Below are 15,484 nucleotides of genomic sequence, written 5' to 3'. Positions count from 1 at the left end.
AAGTCAGTTACGTGTACGTCGTAAGGCAAAGTGTGGGAGACCCATATGGCATCACCGCGCAAGGCAGCGCCAGCGCCCCGAATCCGCCTCAACCGAGAGCGGGTGATCGCCGCAGCCATCGTCCTCGCCGACACCGGGGGGCTTGAGGCCCTCACCATGCGGCGCCTCGGCGACGACCTGAACGTGGAGGCCATGTCGATCTACAACCACGTGGCCAACAAGGACGACCTGATCAACGGGATGGCCGATGCGATCTTCGGCGAGATCGAGTTGCCGTCGCACAGCGACGACTGGAAAAGCGCCATCCGCAAGCGCTCGATCTCCTTCCGTGAGGTCCTGGCCCGCCACCCCTGGGCGACCACCGTGCGAGATTCCGGGACCAATCCGGGACCGGCCACCCTCCGGCACCATGACCGGGTGATCGGCACCTTCCGCAACGGCGGGTTCTCGGTGGAGAAGACGGCCCACGCGTTCTCCGCCGTCGACAGTTACATCTACGGGTTTGCGATGCAGGAGAAGAGCCTGCCCTTCACAACTCCGGAGGAAACGGCGGCGATGGCCGCGATCATGCTGGCACAGTTGCCCCGCGCCGAATATCCCTACCTGGCCGAGCTCACGGCCGACCACGTGTTACAGCCCGGGTACTACTACGGTGACGAATTCCTGGTCGGGCTCGACCTCGTACTCGACGGGCTCGCGACCATGCGAGACACCGACCGGCACCCTGGCTCACAGCCGCCTCACAGCCGCGCTGCATCTCGCCCATAGGCGCACGCCGTAACCTTGAACCGAAGAGTCAGCCCAGACGAAACGGTGCCCAGCCAGATGAACAGCAATGCCTACGGCAAGCCAGTCCCCCCGAAGAAGGACCGCCGCGAGCAGGCGCGCGAAAGCGCCCGGCTCATGCGCGAGGAGCAGCAGAAGCGCGACAAGCGCAAGCGCCTCTTCATGCGCGGCGGGATCGGGGTCGGCCTGCTCGCCGTTGCGGCGATCGTCGCCCTGGTGATCGTCAACAGCGTCGGACCTGCCGCCGCCGGCCCCGCCAACATGGCCAGTGACGGCATCCTGCTCACCGGCAACGGTTCGTCGATCACGGCCACGCCGACGAAGGCCCTCGCCGCCGACGCCAAGCCGGTCGCGACCGACCGCACCGCTCTCACCGGCACCGCGAACATCGCCGTCTACGTCGACTACCTGTGCCCGTACTGCGGCCAGTTCGAGGCCACCAACGGCGCCCAGATCGCGAGCTGGGTCACCGCCGGAACCGCCACGCTCGAGTTCCACCCGATCTCGATCCTCGATTCCAACTCCGCGGGCAGCAAGTACTCCACCCGGGCCGCCAACGCGGCCGCCTGCGTGGCGAACTACCAGCCCGACGACTTCCTCGCCGTGAACACCGCCCTGTTCGCCAGCCAGCCCAAGGAGAACACCACCGGGCTCACCGACGCCGAACTGGCCACCCTGGTCAAGACGGCCGGCGTCACCGACAAGAAGGTGGCCTCCTGCATCACCGACCGCACCTTCGCGAACTGGCTGGGCGCCGCCACCAAGCGAGCCCTGGCCGGCCCGCTGCCGGATGCCGACATCAAGAAGGTCAGCGGCACGCCGACCGTGCTGGTGAACGGCGTCGCATACACGGGCGCCCTCGACAACGCGACCACGTTCTCCGACTTCGTCACCGCCCAGGTCGCCGCCGCGAAGTAGGGTCCCGCATGCAGGTGTTCGGCCAGACCGTCGACGACGAGACCCGTTGCGTGCACTACCGCACGCCGGCGGACATCGTTGCGATCAAGTTCGCCTGCTGCGGCCGGTTCTACCCCTGCTTCCTCTGCCACGCGGCCGGGGAGACCCACCCGGCCCGGCAATGGCCGGCGTCGGAGTGGTCTGAGCCTGCCGTCCTCTGCGGCGCCTGCCGGGGCATCCTGAGCATCACCGACTACCGGCAGGTCACCCGGTGCCCGCACTGCTCGGCAGCGTTCAATGACGGATGCCGCGCCCACGCGCACCTGTACTTCGAGGTTCCGGCGCCCACCGCCTGAGCGCGCGGCATCGGGGTCTGCGCCTACTGCGGCCCGGCCCGCTCGGTCAGCCACGCGAACGGATCGGTGGGGGTGACTCCGTCGAGCAGGATCTCCAGGTGCAGGTGCGGCCCGGTGCTCTGCCCGGTCGTGCCGACGGCGCCGAGTTCGTCACCGGCGGAGACGGCCTGGCCGACGGCCACGGCCAGCGAGCCCTCCTGGAAGTGCGCGTAGACGCTGCTGACGAGCCGCCCGTCGATCGTGTGGTCGAGCACGACGTGCACGCCCAGCCCGCCGTCGTCATAGGCGGACACCTCGCGCACGACACCGTCGGCTATCGCGTGAACAGGGGTTCCCTCACCCGGGAGGAGGTCTAGCCCCTTGTGGAACGACGAGCAGCCGGCGCACGGCGAGGCCCGCGGGCCGAAGCCGTCGGAGAGCCGCGTCGCCGTTGGGAACGGCCAGCGCACGGCCGGTCCGGCCGCGGCGATGTTCGCCACGGATGCCGGGGCCTGGCCGACGGAGTAGCCGTCACGCGCGATCGCGGCCACGAGCACGTTGCCCGCGGCCAGGCTCTGCGCCGGTCCGGCCGAAGCCGCCGTGTTGGGCGGCAGGCCGGACGAGGCGTCGCGCTCGACGGCCTGGGCCGGAATCGCGAGCACCGTGGTCAACAGGGCGGCGAGCGCCATCGAGAGGAACGCGAACGCGGCCGGCCTACGCGTCCGCATAGGCGCCTTCCATCGAAGCGGTCGGGCAGGGCGCAGGAGAAGAACGGTGGGGCATCGGGGTCTCTCGTTTGGGGACGGGGAGCGGAGACCTCGTTCAGACGGAGATGCGTTCACGGCGTGGAGCTGGCCCAAGGGAACGACGCTCCCTCGTCGGGAAGTGTCCTGGGGCACACCTGGGTCGGCATCGGGCCAGGCGCGCAAGACTTGAGAATATCTCGGCATCCTGTGAAAGCCATGACCGGTCCCGGATCTCCCGCGCCCGCGCGGAGCGGAGCAAGCCGCGGTGACCCGACGCCGGACGACGGGGCGCCCTCAGGCCCCCACCCTCAGACGGCGGCGAGGAGCGCCGCGAGCGAGTCGAGCGCGCCCGGGACGAGGCGGTAGTAGGCCCAGGTCCCGCGCTTGTCCCGCGTCAACAGTCCGGCCTCGACGAGCACCTTGAGGTGGTGCGAGACGGTCGGCTGGCTGAGTCCGAGCGGTTCGGTCAGGTCGCAGACGCAGGCCTCGGCATCCGGGTGCGCAGCGACCATCGAGACCAGGCGCAGCCGGGCCGGGTCGGCGAGCGCCTTGAGCGACCTGGCCAGCGTCTCCGCGGCCTCCGCCCCGATCGCGTCCCTGCTCGCCGGGGCGCAGCACGCGGCATCCGTGCCGGTGCGCACGGGGGTATGGATATCAGTGAGCGACATGCACACAGTATCCCCCATGAATTGACATCCATCGATGCGGTGGCCAGGGTCCATTCCGGAGCCCGCGATCCAGGGTGGCTCAGATCGGCCCTGGTCACCCTCATCTACGTTGTCCTCTGGCTGCGCCCGGCCTGTTCCCCGGACCCGAGCCGCAGGCATCCGTCGCCGCAGCCGAGCCCGACCCGACCCCGACCCCGACCCCGACCCCGACCCCGACCGGGTCTAGTCTCTTCTCTTCTCACCGCCCCGCTCCTCCGCCCGACCACCCGCCCCGCCGAGATCGACCTTTCCGGTCGAGACCGACCGCTGTGCCGGTCGGTCTCGACCGAAAAGGTGGATCTCGGGGCAGAACTGAGCCCGCCGCCCCCCACGGGTGCGGCGGGCGCAGGTCGGTGCGATCGAGGTTTCCCTACTTGCGCACCAGCTTTGTGACGGTGAATCCGCCCGGCGCGACCATGACGGCGGTCGACGATTCGCCCTTCCGGTCGTCTCGACCGGAAGCCACGTGCTTGCCGGTCGCGTCGAACGCCTGCTGCTGCAGCCGGAAGCCGCGCGGCACGGCCACCGGTCGCACGCTGGGCTCACCGGACGCGCTGACGTAGACGGTGCTGTCCCCGGCCGGGCCGGTCACCGAGACGGTGGAGACGAGCGGCTGCACCAGCAGGGCGTCCACGGCGACAGGACCATCAGCCGCCCCGACGACGACCGTGGCCCCGGCCGGCAGGGAGCGCTTGAGCGTGAGCGGGAAGAGCCGGCCCGGCGCATCCGTGATGCCCTGCGCGCCCGCGCCGCCGTTGGCGGTTCCGCCCAGCCGCACGGTGCCCGCGGACCACGTCGTGCTGCCGGAGGGCGCCTCGGTCTGGTTCACGATCGGGTACACATTGCGCGCCTGGTCGGCCGCCGGAACGGGGATGCTCAGCGTGTCCCCCGCAGCCAGGGCGACGTAGGCCCCGCCCGACAGATTGGCCTCGCCGGTCCACGCGGAGGCGGGCCGAACGACGGCGCCGGTCCCGGTGATCGTGCCGGCCTCGGCCTCGACAACGCTCAGGCCGTTGGTGCCGACCGTCTTGTTGATGCCGAGCGCCTTCGCCTTCAGTGCCGGGTTCGCGTCCAGCGCCAGCATGGTGAGGAGGGCATGGATGGTCGATTCAGCGCCGGAGTTCGGGTTGACCCGGCCGTCGTGTTCGATCCCGTCGATGGCGGCGCCGGTGGCCGGGTTGTAGGCGGGCTGCCCGCTCCGGTTGGCCCCGAAGAACCAGCCGGCGGTGACGGCGGCGAGGTCGATCAGGCCGGGGGCCTTCGCGACCCTGGCCGTGGCGACCAGACTCTGCACCCGCGAGTCGACCCCGTAGGCGATCTGCGCTTCACCCGGGGTGGGGCTCCAGGCGTTGTCCGGTCCCCCGGCGGCGAGCAACTGGGCCGTGAACTGGGCGGAATCCTTCACCGCGGCGCCGAGCAGGTCGGTCCGGTCGAGCGCCGCGGATGCCGTCGCGACGGCGGCCGGGGCCATGCCGCCCCAGGCATGCCACAGGGTCTGCGACTTGTTCCACGGCATGATCGCCCCGAACGGCCACTGGGTGACCGATCCGGAGGACATCGCGGCGACACCCTCGGCCAGCCGGGTGAGCGTGGTGCGCGCCGCAGCGTCGGCGGGCGCGGCCGTGACGTAGGCGGAGAGTCCGAGCGCTGCCTCGGCCGAGGCATCCGTCCCGCCTGCGATCAGCCAGGCCGGCACCTTCACGCCGTCAGCCACGTCGAACTGGCCGAATCTGGCCAGCGACTGGCGACCGAGCGCGTCGAGGGAGAGGTGCAGCCGGTCCTGGAGGAATGCCGCGAACTTCGGGTCGGCGCCCTTGAAGGCGGCGTAGCCCTCACCGAGGGCCCAGACAGTGCGGGCCACCCAGTACGACTCGGCGGAGTCGCTCGGGTCGGGCAGCTCCCGGGGGGTGGCACTGGGCGTCAGCGTTCCGTCGGCCTGCTGCCAGAGCACGACGTTGCCGGCGTTCGGACCGGTGGCGGTCTGCAGGTAGGTCAGCGAGCGGAGCGTCTGCAGCGCGTGCTCCCTGCTCGCCGGGTCGCCGGTCAGCTGCCAATGGCGAAGGTAGACGACTGCGGTGCGGGCGATGTCGTCTGCGTTGTAAGCACCCTGGCTCCAGTGCCCGGTGGCCGGGTCGAGCGACCCGCCGCCCACCCGCCCGTAGCTGCCGTCCGCCTTCTTGTCCGAATAGGTCCACGGCGCCTGGGCGGTCGGCTTGGCCTCGATTCCGTAGGTCGTGTGGCCTTCGACGGCCGGGAGCGGCACGGTGTCGAGGAGGAAGTCGAGGTGCGCGAGGTTGGTCAGCGGAGCCGAGGCCGGCTGCCCTCCGTGGGCGACGGATGTCGGTGGCGACGCGACCGCGGCGGCGGTGCCTGCTCCGAGCATGAGCATCGACACGGCGGCCGTGAGGGCGACGGCTTTAAGGGCGAATGGTGAGCGAACAGCGTTGTACGTCATTGTGGGTCTCCTGGTTCGAGCACTGAACCGGTTCAGTAAGGTCAACTAAACCGGTTAAGTTCAGTGCTGTCAAGAGAAAACACCCAGAAAGACCCCCCGAACGCGGCACGAACCGGTCGTGCCGCGGAAGCCCGCAGTCCACTCCCAGCGGGCGGTCCTACCCTCGGATCATGGGAGTGAGCATTCCAGAGGAGATCGACAGCGGAAACAACCCCGGGCACCCGGTCAGGCGCCTCCTCCGGCGGTGCCGCGGATGGGTCGAACTCCACCCCCGGGTGCGCTGGGTTTACCGCGTCCTGGTCGGGCTGCTCGGGGCGGGGATTGTGGGCATCGGCCTCATTCTCGTTCCCCTGCCCGGCCCCGGCTGGCTCATCGTTTTCCTCGGGCTCGCGGTCCTCGGCACGGAATTCCCGACGGCCCATCGGGTCGGGGCCTTCCTCAAACGCATCCTGACCCGGCTGTGGGTCTGGTGGCGCACTCGGGGCGCCGCCACCCGGCCGGCCAGACGCGCGACCCGCGGCACAGCCGCGACCGATTAAGCGCGCGGTCCCGCCTGCCGGCGCGGCCGCCGAAGGGTGGACCGCTTCGGCTGGGACTTGAGCAGGGTGCGCACCGAGTCGAGGATGTCCGTGACCGCGAGAAGGTCGGCCAGGCTGATCCGGTCGAAGAGCATCTCGCGCACGAGCCGCACGTAGCCGGGGCTGCCGGCGGCCAGGCACGCGGCTCCCTCGGGGGTGAGCTGCGCCACGACCGACCGCTCGTCGTCCCGTGCCGGGCGGCGCAGGACCAGCCCTTTCCTCTCCAATTGGTCGACCTGGTAGGTCAGGCCGCTGCGGGAGACGGTGAGATCGTCGGCGATGTCGGTCATCCTCCGGCCGCCCTCCGCCCCCTCGCCGATGCGGGCGAGGATCTCGAACTGGGCCAGGGTGAGGCCAACGGCAGCCCGCAGCTGCCGATCGGCGGCGTATTGCACGATGTTGGAGGTCTCGAAGATCGCCGCCCAGGCGCGCATCTCATCCGGGGTCACCGCCGATTGGGGCTCATCCGGGGGAATACTCATCGGTCACTCCTAGTTGTTTCGAATACGAAGCACTTCCTCGAGGGCCTGTTCCCAGTGTCCTCTCCCCCGACTGAAAGAGGACCACCATGAGCATCCCCACCGCACTGGGCACGGCCGCCCCGACGACTGCCGTCTACACCGCCTCCGCCACGTCCTGGGGCGGTCGCACCGGCAAGGTCGTCACGAGCGACAGTAAGCTCGACCTCGACCTGTCGATGCCGGCCGAGATGGGCGGCGACGGCGGGCCGGGCACAAACCCGGAGCAGCTGTTCGCCAGCGGCTGGGCGGCCTGCTTCCACAACGCGCTGAAGGGGGTCGCCCGGCAGCGGAAGCTCGATGTGGCCGACTCGGCGGTCACGCTGACCGTGCACCTCGTCGGAGGCATGGCCACCGGATTCGACTTCGAGGTCACCATAGAGGCCCAGCTGCCCGGCATCGACGCCCCGGTCGCCCGGGAGCTGCTCGAGGCCGCCCACCAGGTCTGCCCGTACTCCCGGGCGACCCGCGGCAACATCGCCGTCACGCTCGTCGTCGTCGACGACGAGGACTAGGCACGGGACGCGGCGGCGGCGCGGGCGGTCCGCACCCGGGCGGGCAGGCCGATCAGGCGTTCGCGGCGGTCCGGGGCCACGAGAGCCGGGAGGATCAACGCCCACATCTCGTCGACCCGGCGGTCAAGGTCTTCCCGCCCCGTCAGCGCCTCCGACACGAGCTGCACCCCGGTGAAGGCCGGGCTGATGAAATGGGCTGCCGCCGCGACATCCGTGCCGGCGGCGACGTCCCCCTCGGCGATTCCGCGGGCCAGCAGTTCCTCGCAGACGGCCATCCAGTCGCGGTAGGGGCCGACGATCGGCGTCGAGAAGACCGACGATTCCATGGTGAGGCGGATGCCCGCGGCCACGACCGGGTCGGTGCGCAGCTGTGCGGCCAGTTCGAGTGACATCGTGATCATGGCCTCCAACCCGGGAAGGGAGCCGTGGAGCATCCGGTGGCCCAGCGCGATCGACGCTTCGTGCTGGGCGCCGATCACGGCGAGCGCGATCGCCTCTTTGGAGTCGAAGTGGAAAGAGCGCGCCCTTGGTCACCCCCGCCTCCGTGGCCACGTCCGCGAGCGAGGTGCTGCCATAGCCGTTCCGGCGGAACGCCTCCGCGGCTCCCCGCACGATGGCCGCCCTCGTTCCGATCGCCCGCTGTTGTCTCGGCATGACACTCCTCGGGTCGGCAACGGAATGGTCTCATTCCCCCACAAAAGAATACTAATTGGTATGGTTCAGGGACAGGATGCTTTCGCGGGGGAAGGTTGATGGGCCGGCTAGCGGCACCATCGATTCGCCGACAGCATCACCGGGGGTATCGATCGTTAGCGGGGCCGCGCGTGCAAGTCAGTGCAGACACAATCGAGTGGGCGGCCGTTGCCTTGGCCGGCCTGGCCGCGGTGGGCGCAGTCGGCCTGATCGGGGCAGCCCTGGTGCAGATCGCCCGGGCGGTGCATCTTCGGGCGGCAGCGCGCACGAACTGGGTGCTGGCCGTGGTCTGCGCGCCCCTGTTCGGCGCGATCGCCTGGTTCGCCATCGGCAACCGGCTGGACTCAGAATGACCCCGCCGTCAGCGCCTGCCGCACCGGTGAGGCCGGCGCCTGCGCGACGCGCGACGGCGCTCGGCGTGGCCGTGTCGATGCTGCTCCTGCTCTCGGCGTGTTCCCCGGATTCTCCGTTCGCCGCCCGCGCCACCGCCCAGGCGGAGCGCGACCGGGTACCGGACACGATCGCGCTCCCGCACGGGGCGGACGCCGATTCCTCGCGTCTGGTGGGGTCCCGGAACGGCGCCGACTTCTTCCTCACCACCTTCGCCGGGGATGACGGTCCCGACGGGGTCTGCATCGTCGTGTTCCGCCCCGACTCCGGCCAGTCGAACCTCGGCTGCGGCGCCCTGTCCCCGTTGACGATCTCGACCCCGCACGGCGGGGCCGTGCGCTATGTGGAGCCGGGTGGTGACGAGGAGATGATCCCGGGCCGCTGGGTGCGGATCAGTGACGAGCTCGTCGTGCGGGACGGTGACTGATCCCTCCCAGCACTCTCCCGCCGGGTCCCGATAAGGTTTGCCCATGACGCATCTGGGGACACCGCGCCGCAAACTGCTCGCGCTGGTGACCGCGATCGCGGTGGTCGTCGTCGGATCCGGCTTCGCTCTCGGCGGCTCGATCCGCCGGATTGAGACGATCGCGGCGCCGGCGGCGTTCGACCCGGGCGCCATCATCAGCGACTACAACTTCTTCAACCCTGACGCGATGACCGAGGCCGGCATCCAAGCGTTCCTGGAAGACCGCGCCTGCGTCGCCCGCGCGGACGCGCCGTGCCTCTGGGAGTTCCGGGAATCCACGACGGCCCAGCCGGCCCAGGGCGCCGGCCATTGCGCGGCCTACCGCCCGGCCGCCGACGAGCGCGCGAGCCGGATCATCGCCAAGGTCGCGAAGGCGTGCACCATCAGTCCGCGGGTGCTGCTGGTGCTCCTGCAGAAGGAGCAGTCCCTGCTGACCCGGCCCAGCGCATCCGGCTACCTGCGCGCGACCGGGTACGGCTGCCCCGACACCGCCGACTGCGACACGGAGTACTTCGGCTTTTTCAACCAGGTCTACCGGGCGGCCTGGCAGTTCCGTCAGTACACCCAGGAGCCGGACCGCGCCTACAAGGTGGGCGTCGTCGATGTGGGCTACAACCCTGACCCTGCCTGCGGGGCGAGTCCGGTGCGCATCCGCAACCAGGCCACGGCCAACCTCTATAACTACACGCCGTACCAGCCCAACAAGGCCGCCCTGGCCCGGCCGGGCGACGACGGCGACGGATGCTCCACCCACGGCAACCTGAATTTCTGGCTGTTCTACACGACCTGGTTCGGCCCCGCGCAGACGGAGGGCTATCCCACCGTCTTCGGGTCGTGTCTGAACCTGGTCGGCGGCCAGCCGTGCCGCGCGCAGGAGTTCTGGCCGCGCTGAGTCCGCTCGACCGCCGTCTGGGGCGAGGTCAGCGCCGCCACCGCACGCGCACGGCCCGGGGCGCCGGTGAGGAGAGCGGCGTCGCCGTGAGCTGGGGCGCGGGTGCCGCCGCGAGCGGTGCGGCCGGGGGTGCCTCCGGGCTCGCCAGGCCCAGGAAGGCGGCGTCGAACGAGTTGAGGTCGACGAGCACGCCGTTGAGTTCGTGTTCGAACTTCTGTTGCACGCCGATCCGCGGGTTGGCGGCGGTGTTCCAGCCGCCGTACCCGACCGGGCCGGGCGCGCCGGTGTCGGCGGTCCAGCCGGCGTAGTCGACCGGCCCGGCGTTCGCGTCCCACAGCGGGACGTCGGCGAAGGCCGTGCTGCCGTCCATGATCGTCGGCCACATGCCGGAGCCGCTGTAGATCACGGGGCGGACGCCCATCGCCCGCACGCCGTCGACCATTTCCCGGGTCACCGGCGGGCTGCCCGGCTCCACGTCAAGGGCGAAGAACGCCAGTTGGACCTGATAGGGGCCGGCGGCGGCGATCCCGCCCTGCCAGCACGTGGCGTCCCGGGTGTAGACGGCAATCTCGAGCCCGGCATCCAGGGCCATCTTGAGCTGCTCCTGGGTTCGACTCCAGGGTTCGCAGGTGCCCCACCCGGTCGAATGCATGATGTAAAGCCGGATGCCGGCGTCGTAGGCCCGCACGAACCAGCCGGGGTCGGTGATGATGTTGGCGGAGTCAATGGCCTTCACGGACACGGCGTTCACGTTCACGGTGGTCACAGTCCTGGTGGTCGAGGCGGCTGCGGTCTGGGCGGTCAGAACCGCCGTGATGCCCGACATCGCCAGCAGCAGGGCGAGCGGGAGTGCTGGGTGGTGCCTGTTCATTGCTTGTCGACTCCGAGGTGCCAGGATCTTGTTGCTTACCCGGTCACTTCAGTGTCGAATCACATCGGTGTCGTTTGCGTATCGCGTGAATCGACGTGGGCGTCAGAATCAGCGGTTGGAACCAGGTCACAATTGACGTTTCCAGTTTGACAGAAACTCAGCTTCTTCGGGTCCGAATCCGGCGGTCGGCTCCGCCCCACCTCGAGGGAGAGGGTCGTGGCCGACACACCACGACCACTCTCCGCGCAGAGCGTAATCCCCGGTGCGCCCGCACGCCGGGCGGACCGGATCCGGCCCCTCCGCCCGCCGTCCTCGCCGGCCGGACGCATCCCCCGGTGAGAGGCGATTCCCGGCGCCCGCAGTCGCTCCCTGGGTCGCCGCGGTCCGGCCCATGCGCCGCCGGACCGCGTCCGTTCGCGACCGCGTTTCTGTGCCCGCAGTGACGGGCCGCACAATCCGCTTGCCTAGACTCGCCCGGTGACTACGTGCGGCCTGCCCGGGATTTTCGCCGGAACGGCCGCCGCAATCGAAAGGAACCACCATGAACGAGAACAAGATCTTCCAGTCGCCTCGCGCATCCCGCTCGAAGCGTCTCACCATCGGCGCAGCATCCGTCCTGGCTGCCGGCGCCCTGCTCGGTGCCGGCGTGCAGGGAGCGAGCGCCACCTCGCTCACCCCGACGCCGGAGCACACGGCCAGCTCCAGCGCATCCGCCGAGTCCACCTCGGGCGACGCGTTCCTCGCATCGGTGCAGAAGGAACTCCGCGGCGACCTCACCCACGGGCACGATGTGAACGAGAAGGCGCAGAAGGTCGCGGCCACGCTCGTCGACCACGCTGAGCTGTTCGCGAGCCTGCCGGCGAACCTGCAGACCGACCTGACCACCCTCAAGGACGCCTCAGCGGCCGACCGGGCCGCCGCCGTGCAGACCATCCAGACCACCGCTCTTGATGGCGGTTACGGCGAGCAGATCGCCCATGTCGCCACCGCCGTGCAGAACGACCCGAAGCACCCGCTCGCCGCCGCGCTCCACAGCGCGCTCGGTGAGGACACTGCGGCGGGCACGGATGCCGCCCCCTCGGTGACGAAGCTGGCCCTCGGCGTCGCCGACAACCCGGCGCTGTTCCAGAAGCTCCCGGCCGAGCTGCAGTCCGCCCTGACCGACCTGAAGAACGCTCCGGCCGGTGAGCAGGATGCCGCCGCCCAGACTATCGAGAAGGCCGCGCTCAACGGCGACTACGGCAAGGACATCCAGAAGGTCGTCGAGCGCATCCAGGCCGGCGCCGAGTCGCACTCGCAGGGCAAGGGCGAAGCCGGAGCCGGCGCCGGCGCGCACACCGACACCGAGTCGGGCAGCGCCGACACCGGTGCCCACGCCAAGGCCGGGAACTGACCCTCCGGAAGCGAACACCTCCGACGGCCGGAAGCGCAGTGCGCTTCCGGCCGTTGGTCTGTGGCCGGCCGTCGGTGACGCCCGGCGGCTCGCGCTGACGCCCCCACCCGAGCGCCCGCTCGAGCACCCCGACACAGCCGGCCGGGTCCTACAGCACGGCCGCGTGGCCGCGTGGCCGCGTGGCCGAGGTTCCTGAGATTGAAGACAGCCTGCGGGCCTGGACCTAAACGCTGTCCTCACAGAGTGCCTGCACCAGGCGTTCGAGGCGCACCAGGCCGGTGTACCGGCCCGCGTTGTCGGTCGCCAGCAGCGGCTCGAACCGGGTCCCGGCATCCCGGGTCATGGCCCGATTGAGGGCCTCACCGAGCGGGGTGTCGAGGTTGACCCTCATGCCGGGGCTGAGCACGCCCAGCTGCGCGGCGTCGGCGTCGAGGACCGCCGTCGGCCGGTGGAACTCGTCGAGAAGCACGACGGATCTCAGTCGCGGATCGGCCGTGAAGGCAGCCGCCGCCTGGGCCACACTCGTGGCCGTCGGCACCGGTTCGAGGAAGTCCCGGACGACCCGCTTCCGGGCGGGGGTGCTTCGCCCGGCCAGGCGCAGAGCCACGTCCTGGTCGATCCCGACCCAGGCCGGGGCCGGCCGGGCCAGCACGTAGCCCTGCACGAGCGGGACGCCGAGCTCAGCCAGGGCGTCGAGTTCATCCACGCGCTCGACCCCCTCGGCCAGCAGCCAGGCGTCCACCCGGCCGGCGAACGTGCCGATCATCTCGATCAGGGCGCGCTTCGCTTCGTCGCGGTCGACGTCCTCGACCAGGGCACGGTCGAGCTTGATCAACGAGGGCCGGATGGCCAGCAGGTGGCGCAGGCCGGCATAGCCGGCTCCCGCATCGTCCACGGCGATCAGGCCCCCGGCGGCCCGGAGACGGTCAAGGTCCGGCTCGAGTGCCAGGTACGACTCGATCTGCGCCTGTTCGGTCAGCTCGACGATCAGGCCGGACAGGTCTCCCTCGTCGCGCCAGACCTCCCGCACGCTCTCGGTGGAGAGCAGATCGGGCGACACGTTCACCGTGAGGAAGCAGTTCGGCGGCAGCGTGGGCCTCGAGCGGAGAGCGGTGCGCAGCGCGACGACCTCCAGATCCTCCGCCCGCCCGTGGGTGCGGGCCGCCCGGAACCAGGTTTCCGGGTTGCGTTCGGCGAAACCGGTGAACCGGGTCAGCGCCTCGTAGCCGACGATCGCGCCACGCCGGGTGTCGACGATCGGCTGGAACACCGTCGACACTCCCTCACCGCGGCAGGCCGACGCCAGCATGGCGTCCCAATCAGCGGGGACGGGTCGCGGACCGGCGTCCGCCGGACTGCCCGGCACCCTGCCTAGCCGACCGTGACGATGGCCGCACGCACGGCCTGGTCCAGCTCGGGCGATACCTCGGCCAGACCGTGGGCCGTCGCGGCGTGCGCCGCCACGGTGAAGAGGAGCTCATCCTCGGTCGAACACACCCAGCGGGACTCACAGCCCGGAACGACATCCCCACATGCGAACGACTTCATCAACGTCACCTTCCTGAGCCTGGGTGAAGTCGTCGGGCGACGCTTCCCTGTCACTCTCGGTCGGCAGCCGAAGACGGTAAGCCGGCCGAGAGCCTCCTTCGCGGCGGTCGACGTGGTCGTGGCAACTCCTTGCACGCCGAGATCAGGCGCGGTCGCCGGGAGGGCGTCCCGACATGTCCTGAACGGTGCGCTCGATGCCGAGTCCGTCGGTCTCGACGTCCTCCATATAAAGCGTTCCCGCGGTGATCAAATGGTCCCGAAACTCGAAAAGCGCGACACCGCGGGCCTCAAACGGCCGGCCGTCGGTTCGCGTGCCGAACCACGTCCATTCGCACCAGGTCGTCCCACCGTCCTGGACCACCCGCCCGAGTTCCGCTCGGAAGTCGGGAATCCCCGCGAACATCGCTTCCCAATTGGCCCGCACCTGCGCGCTTCCCACGAAGGCGCGAGCCGGATGCGCCGGCTGAAGGCTCCGATATCCGGCATGGAAGAGCGCCAGCATCTTGTCCAGGTCGTGGTCGTTGACTGCCGCCACCAGTGTGGTGATGCTGACGCTCATCTCTCCTCCTGCAGCGGCCTTGTCGGGCCTTGCCGTCTGTTAGAAGTCCCAGTCGGCGTCTTCCGTGTTAACCGCCTTGCCGATGACGTAGGAGGAACCCGACCCGGAGAAGAAGTCGTGGTTCTCGTCTGCGTTGGGCGAGAGCGCCGACAGAATGGCCGGGTTCACGTCGGTGACCGTCTTCGGGAACATGGCCTCGTAGCCGAGGTTCATCAGCGCCTTGTTGGCGTTGTAGTGCAGGAACTTCTTGACGTCCTCGGTCAGGCCGACCTCGTCGTAGAGGTCTTGCGTGTACTGCACCTCGTTCTCGTACAGCTCGTAGACGAGATTGAAGGTGTAGTCCTTCATCTCATCGCGGCGCTCCTGGGTGGCCGCCTCGAGCCCCTTCTGGTACTTGTAGCCGATGTAGTAGCCGTGCACCGCTTCATCCCGGATGATCAGGCGGATCAGGTCGGCCGTGTTGGTCAGCTTGGCGCGGCTGGACCAGTACATCGGCAGGTAGAAGCCCGAGTAGAAGAGGAACGACTCAAGAAGGGTCGATGCGACCTTGCGCTTGAGCGGGTCGTCGCCCTGGTAGTAGTCCATGACGATAGAGGCCTTCTTCTGAAGGTTCACGTTCTCGGTCGACCAGCGGAACGCCTCGTCGATCTCCTTCGTGGAGCACAGCGTCGAGAAGATCGACGAGTAGCTCTTCGCGTGCACAGACTCCATGAACGCGATGTTCGTGTAGACGGCCTCTTCGTGCGGGGTGATCGCATCCGGAATCAGTGAGACGGCGCCCACCGTGCCCTGGATCGTGTCGAGCAGCGTCAGGCCCGTGAACACGCGCATGGTGAGCTGCTGCTCGACCGGGGTGAGCGTGTTCCAGGACTGCACGTCATTGGAAAGGGGGATCTTCTCCGGCAACCAGAAGTTGTTGACGAGCCGGTTCCAGACCTCGACGTCTTTTTCGTCCTCGATCTTGTTCCAGTTGATCGCGTCAACGTGGGAGACCAGCTTGAGCTTGTCAATCATTCGTGTTGTCCTTTATCGGTGGTCGAGCTTGTCGAGACCCGGAATCGAGCCAGTCGGTGGCCGAGCTTGTCGAGACCCGGGTCTCGACAAGCTCGGCCACCGGTGCATCCGCTAGGGCTGC

19 protein-coding genes and 1 pseudogene are annotated in these 15,484 nt (G+C 69.5%); 9 read left to right on the top strand and 11 right to left on the bottom strand.

Annotation, left to right across the window (positions count from 1 at the left end):
- Positions 1-45 precede the first annotated feature (45 nt).
- The 3 genes from IWX89_RS01265 to IWX89_RS01255 are packed head-to-tail and all read left to right on the top strand — an operon-like array spanning position 46 to position 2,039.
- Positions 46-768 carry a TetR/AcrR family transcriptional regulator gene (locus tag IWX89_RS01265; protein ID WP_196901785.1) on the top strand — a complete coding sequence of 241 codons (723 nt, stop codon included), beginning with the start codon at positions 46-48 and terminating at the stop codon, positions 766-768.
- Positions 769-825: 57 nt separating this feature from the next.
- Positions 826-1,704 (top strand): thioredoxin domain-containing protein, encoded by an 879-nt coding sequence (locus IWX89_RS01260; RefSeq protein WP_196901784.1) that lies wholly within the window; start codon positions 826-828, stop codon positions 1,702-1,704.
- An 8-nt stretch (positions 1,705-1,712) separates the two neighbouring features.
- Complete coding sequence (locus IWX89_RS01255; protein WP_196901783.1) at positions 1,713-2,039, top strand: CHY zinc finger protein; 327 nt, start codon at positions 1,713-1,715, stop codon at positions 2,037-2,039.
- A 23-nt stretch (positions 2,040-2,062) separates the two neighbouring features.
- Here the strand turns inward: IWX89_RS01255 and IWX89_RS01250 are convergent, their stop codons facing one another.
- The 3 genes from IWX89_RS01250 to IWX89_RS01240 form a co-directional block, all read right to left on the bottom strand.
- Positions 2,063-2,746: a M23 family metallopeptidase gene (locus tag IWX89_RS01250; RefSeq protein ID WP_196901782.1), complete on the bottom strand. Its 684-nt coding sequence runs from the start codon at positions 2,744-2,746 to the stop codon at positions 2,063-2,065.
- Positions 2,747-3,072: 326 nt separating this feature from the next.
- Complete coding sequence (locus IWX89_RS01245) at positions 3,073-3,432, bottom strand: metalloregulator ArsR/SmtB family transcription factor (protein ID WP_196901781.1); 360 nt, start codon at positions 3,430-3,432, stop codon at positions 3,073-3,075.
- A gap of 409 nt (positions 3,433-3,841) precedes the next feature.
- Positions 3,842-5,926 carry a hypothetical protein gene (locus IWX89_RS01240; RefSeq protein ID WP_196901780.1) on the bottom strand — a complete coding sequence of 695 codons (2,085 nt, stop codon included), beginning with the start codon at positions 5,924-5,926 and terminating at the stop codon, positions 3,842-3,844.
- 170 nt (positions 5,927-6,096) lie between these two features.
- Here IWX89_RS01240 and IWX89_RS01235 point away from each other — a divergent pair, with 170 nt between their 5' ends.
- Positions 6,097-6,465 carry a TIGR02611 family protein gene (locus IWX89_RS01235; protein ID WP_196901779.1) on the top strand — a complete coding sequence of 123 codons (369 nt, stop codon included), beginning with the start codon at positions 6,097-6,099 and terminating at the stop codon, positions 6,463-6,465.
- Here the strand turns inward: IWX89_RS01235 and IWX89_RS01230 are convergent.
- The gene (locus IWX89_RS01230; protein WP_196901778.1) at positions 6,462-6,986 is read right to left on the bottom strand and encodes a MarR family winged helix-turn-helix transcriptional regulator; all 525 of its coding nucleotides are present in this window, start codon (positions 6,984-6,986) and stop codon (positions 6,462-6,464) included. The two genes, IWX89_RS01235 and IWX89_RS01230, sit on opposite strands and share 4 nt — an antisense overlap.
- A gap of 86 nt (positions 6,987-7,072) precedes the next feature.
- On the opposite strand from IWX89_RS01230, the gene IWX89_RS01225 reads away from it, so the two are divergent.
- Entirely contained in the window at positions 7,073-7,537 is a 465-nt protein-coding gene (locus IWX89_RS01225) for an organic hydroperoxide resistance protein (RefSeq protein ID WP_196901777.1), read from the top strand.
- On the opposite strand, the gene IWX89_RS01220 is transcribed toward IWX89_RS01225, so the two are convergent.
- Entirely contained in the window at positions 7,534-8,016 is a 483-nt protein-coding gene (locus IWX89_RS01220; RefSeq protein ID WP_231382740.1) for a TetR/AcrR family transcriptional regulator, read from the bottom strand. The two genes, IWX89_RS01225 and IWX89_RS01220, sit on opposite strands and share 4 nt — an antisense overlap.
- Before the next feature lie 46 nt (positions 8,017-8,062).
- Positions 8,063-8,191, bottom strand: a pseudogene (locus IWX89_RS19060) (TetR family transcriptional regulator); the annotation flags it as partial.
- Positions 8,192-8,361: 170 nt separating this feature from the next.
- Here IWX89_RS19060 and IWX89_RS01215 point away from each other — a divergent pair.
- The 3 genes from IWX89_RS01215 to IWX89_RS01205 are packed head-to-tail and all read left to right on the top strand — an operon-like array spanning position 8,362 to position 9,978.
- Positions 8,362-8,583, top strand: a complete 222-nt coding sequence (locus tag IWX89_RS01215) for a PLDc N-terminal domain-containing protein (protein ID WP_196901776.1) — start codon at positions 8,362-8,364, stop codon at positions 8,581-8,583.
- Complete coding sequence (locus IWX89_RS01210) at positions 8,580-9,047, top strand: hypothetical protein (protein ID WP_196901775.1); 468 nt, start codon at positions 8,580-8,582, stop codon at positions 9,045-9,047. Before IWX89_RS01215 ends, IWX89_RS01210 begins: the two co-directional genes overlap by 4 nt.
- A 43-nt stretch (positions 9,048-9,090) precedes the next feature.
- Positions 9,091-9,978 carry a hypothetical protein gene (locus IWX89_RS01205; protein ID WP_196901774.1) on the top strand — a complete coding sequence of 296 codons (888 nt, stop codon included), beginning with the start codon at positions 9,091-9,093 and terminating at the stop codon, positions 9,976-9,978.
- Between the two features lie 28 nt (positions 9,979-10,006).
- Here IWX89_RS01205 and IWX89_RS01200 read toward each other — a convergent pair whose 3' ends face one another.
- Entirely contained in the window at positions 10,007-10,849 is an 843-nt protein-coding gene (locus IWX89_RS01200) for a hypothetical protein (RefSeq protein WP_196901773.1), read from the bottom strand.
- A 541-nt stretch (positions 10,850-11,390) separates the two neighbouring features.
- Between IWX89_RS01200 and IWX89_RS01195 the strand changes: the two genes are divergently transcribed.
- Positions 11,391-12,242 (top strand): hypothetical protein, encoded by an 852-nt coding sequence (locus IWX89_RS01195; protein ID WP_196901772.1) that lies wholly within the window; start codon positions 11,391-11,393, stop codon positions 12,240-12,242.
- 223 nt (positions 12,243-12,465) lie between these two features.
- Here IWX89_RS01195 and IWX89_RS01190 read toward each other — a convergent pair whose 3' ends face one another.
- From IWX89_RS01190 to nrdF, 4 genes are all read right to left on the bottom strand, one after another.
- Positions 12,466-13,551, bottom strand: coding sequence for an EAL domain-containing protein (locus IWX89_RS01190; RefSeq protein WP_196901771.1), 1,086 nt, complete (start codon positions 13,549-13,551; stop codon positions 12,466-12,468).
- Positions 13,552-13,613: 62 nt separating this feature from the next.
- Complete coding sequence (locus tag IWX89_RS01185) at positions 13,614-13,790, bottom strand: DUF1059 domain-containing protein (protein ID WP_196901770.1); 177 nt, start codon at positions 13,788-13,790, stop codon at positions 13,614-13,616.
- Between the two features lie 142 nt (positions 13,791-13,932).
- Positions 13,933-14,349 carry a nuclear transport factor 2 family protein gene (locus IWX89_RS01180; protein ID WP_196901769.1) on the bottom strand — a complete coding sequence of 139 codons (417 nt, stop codon included), beginning with the start codon at positions 14,347-14,349 and terminating at the stop codon, positions 13,933-13,935.
- 39 nt (positions 14,350-14,388) lie between these two features.
- Entirely contained in the window at positions 14,389-15,363 is a 975-nt protein-coding gene (gene nrdF / locus IWX89_RS01175) for a class 1b ribonucleoside-diphosphate reductase subunit beta (RefSeq protein WP_196901768.1), read from the bottom strand.
- Positions 15,364-15,484: the final 121 nt, after the last annotated feature.

The organism is Cryobacterium sp. MP_M3, assembly GCF_015752155.1.
Classification (GTDB): domain Bacteria; phylum Actinomycetota; class Actinomycetes; order Actinomycetales; family Microbacteriaceae; genus Cryobacterium.
Note: the sequence above shows the minus strand (reverse complement) of the source record. Positions and strands in the feature narration are given on the sequence as shown.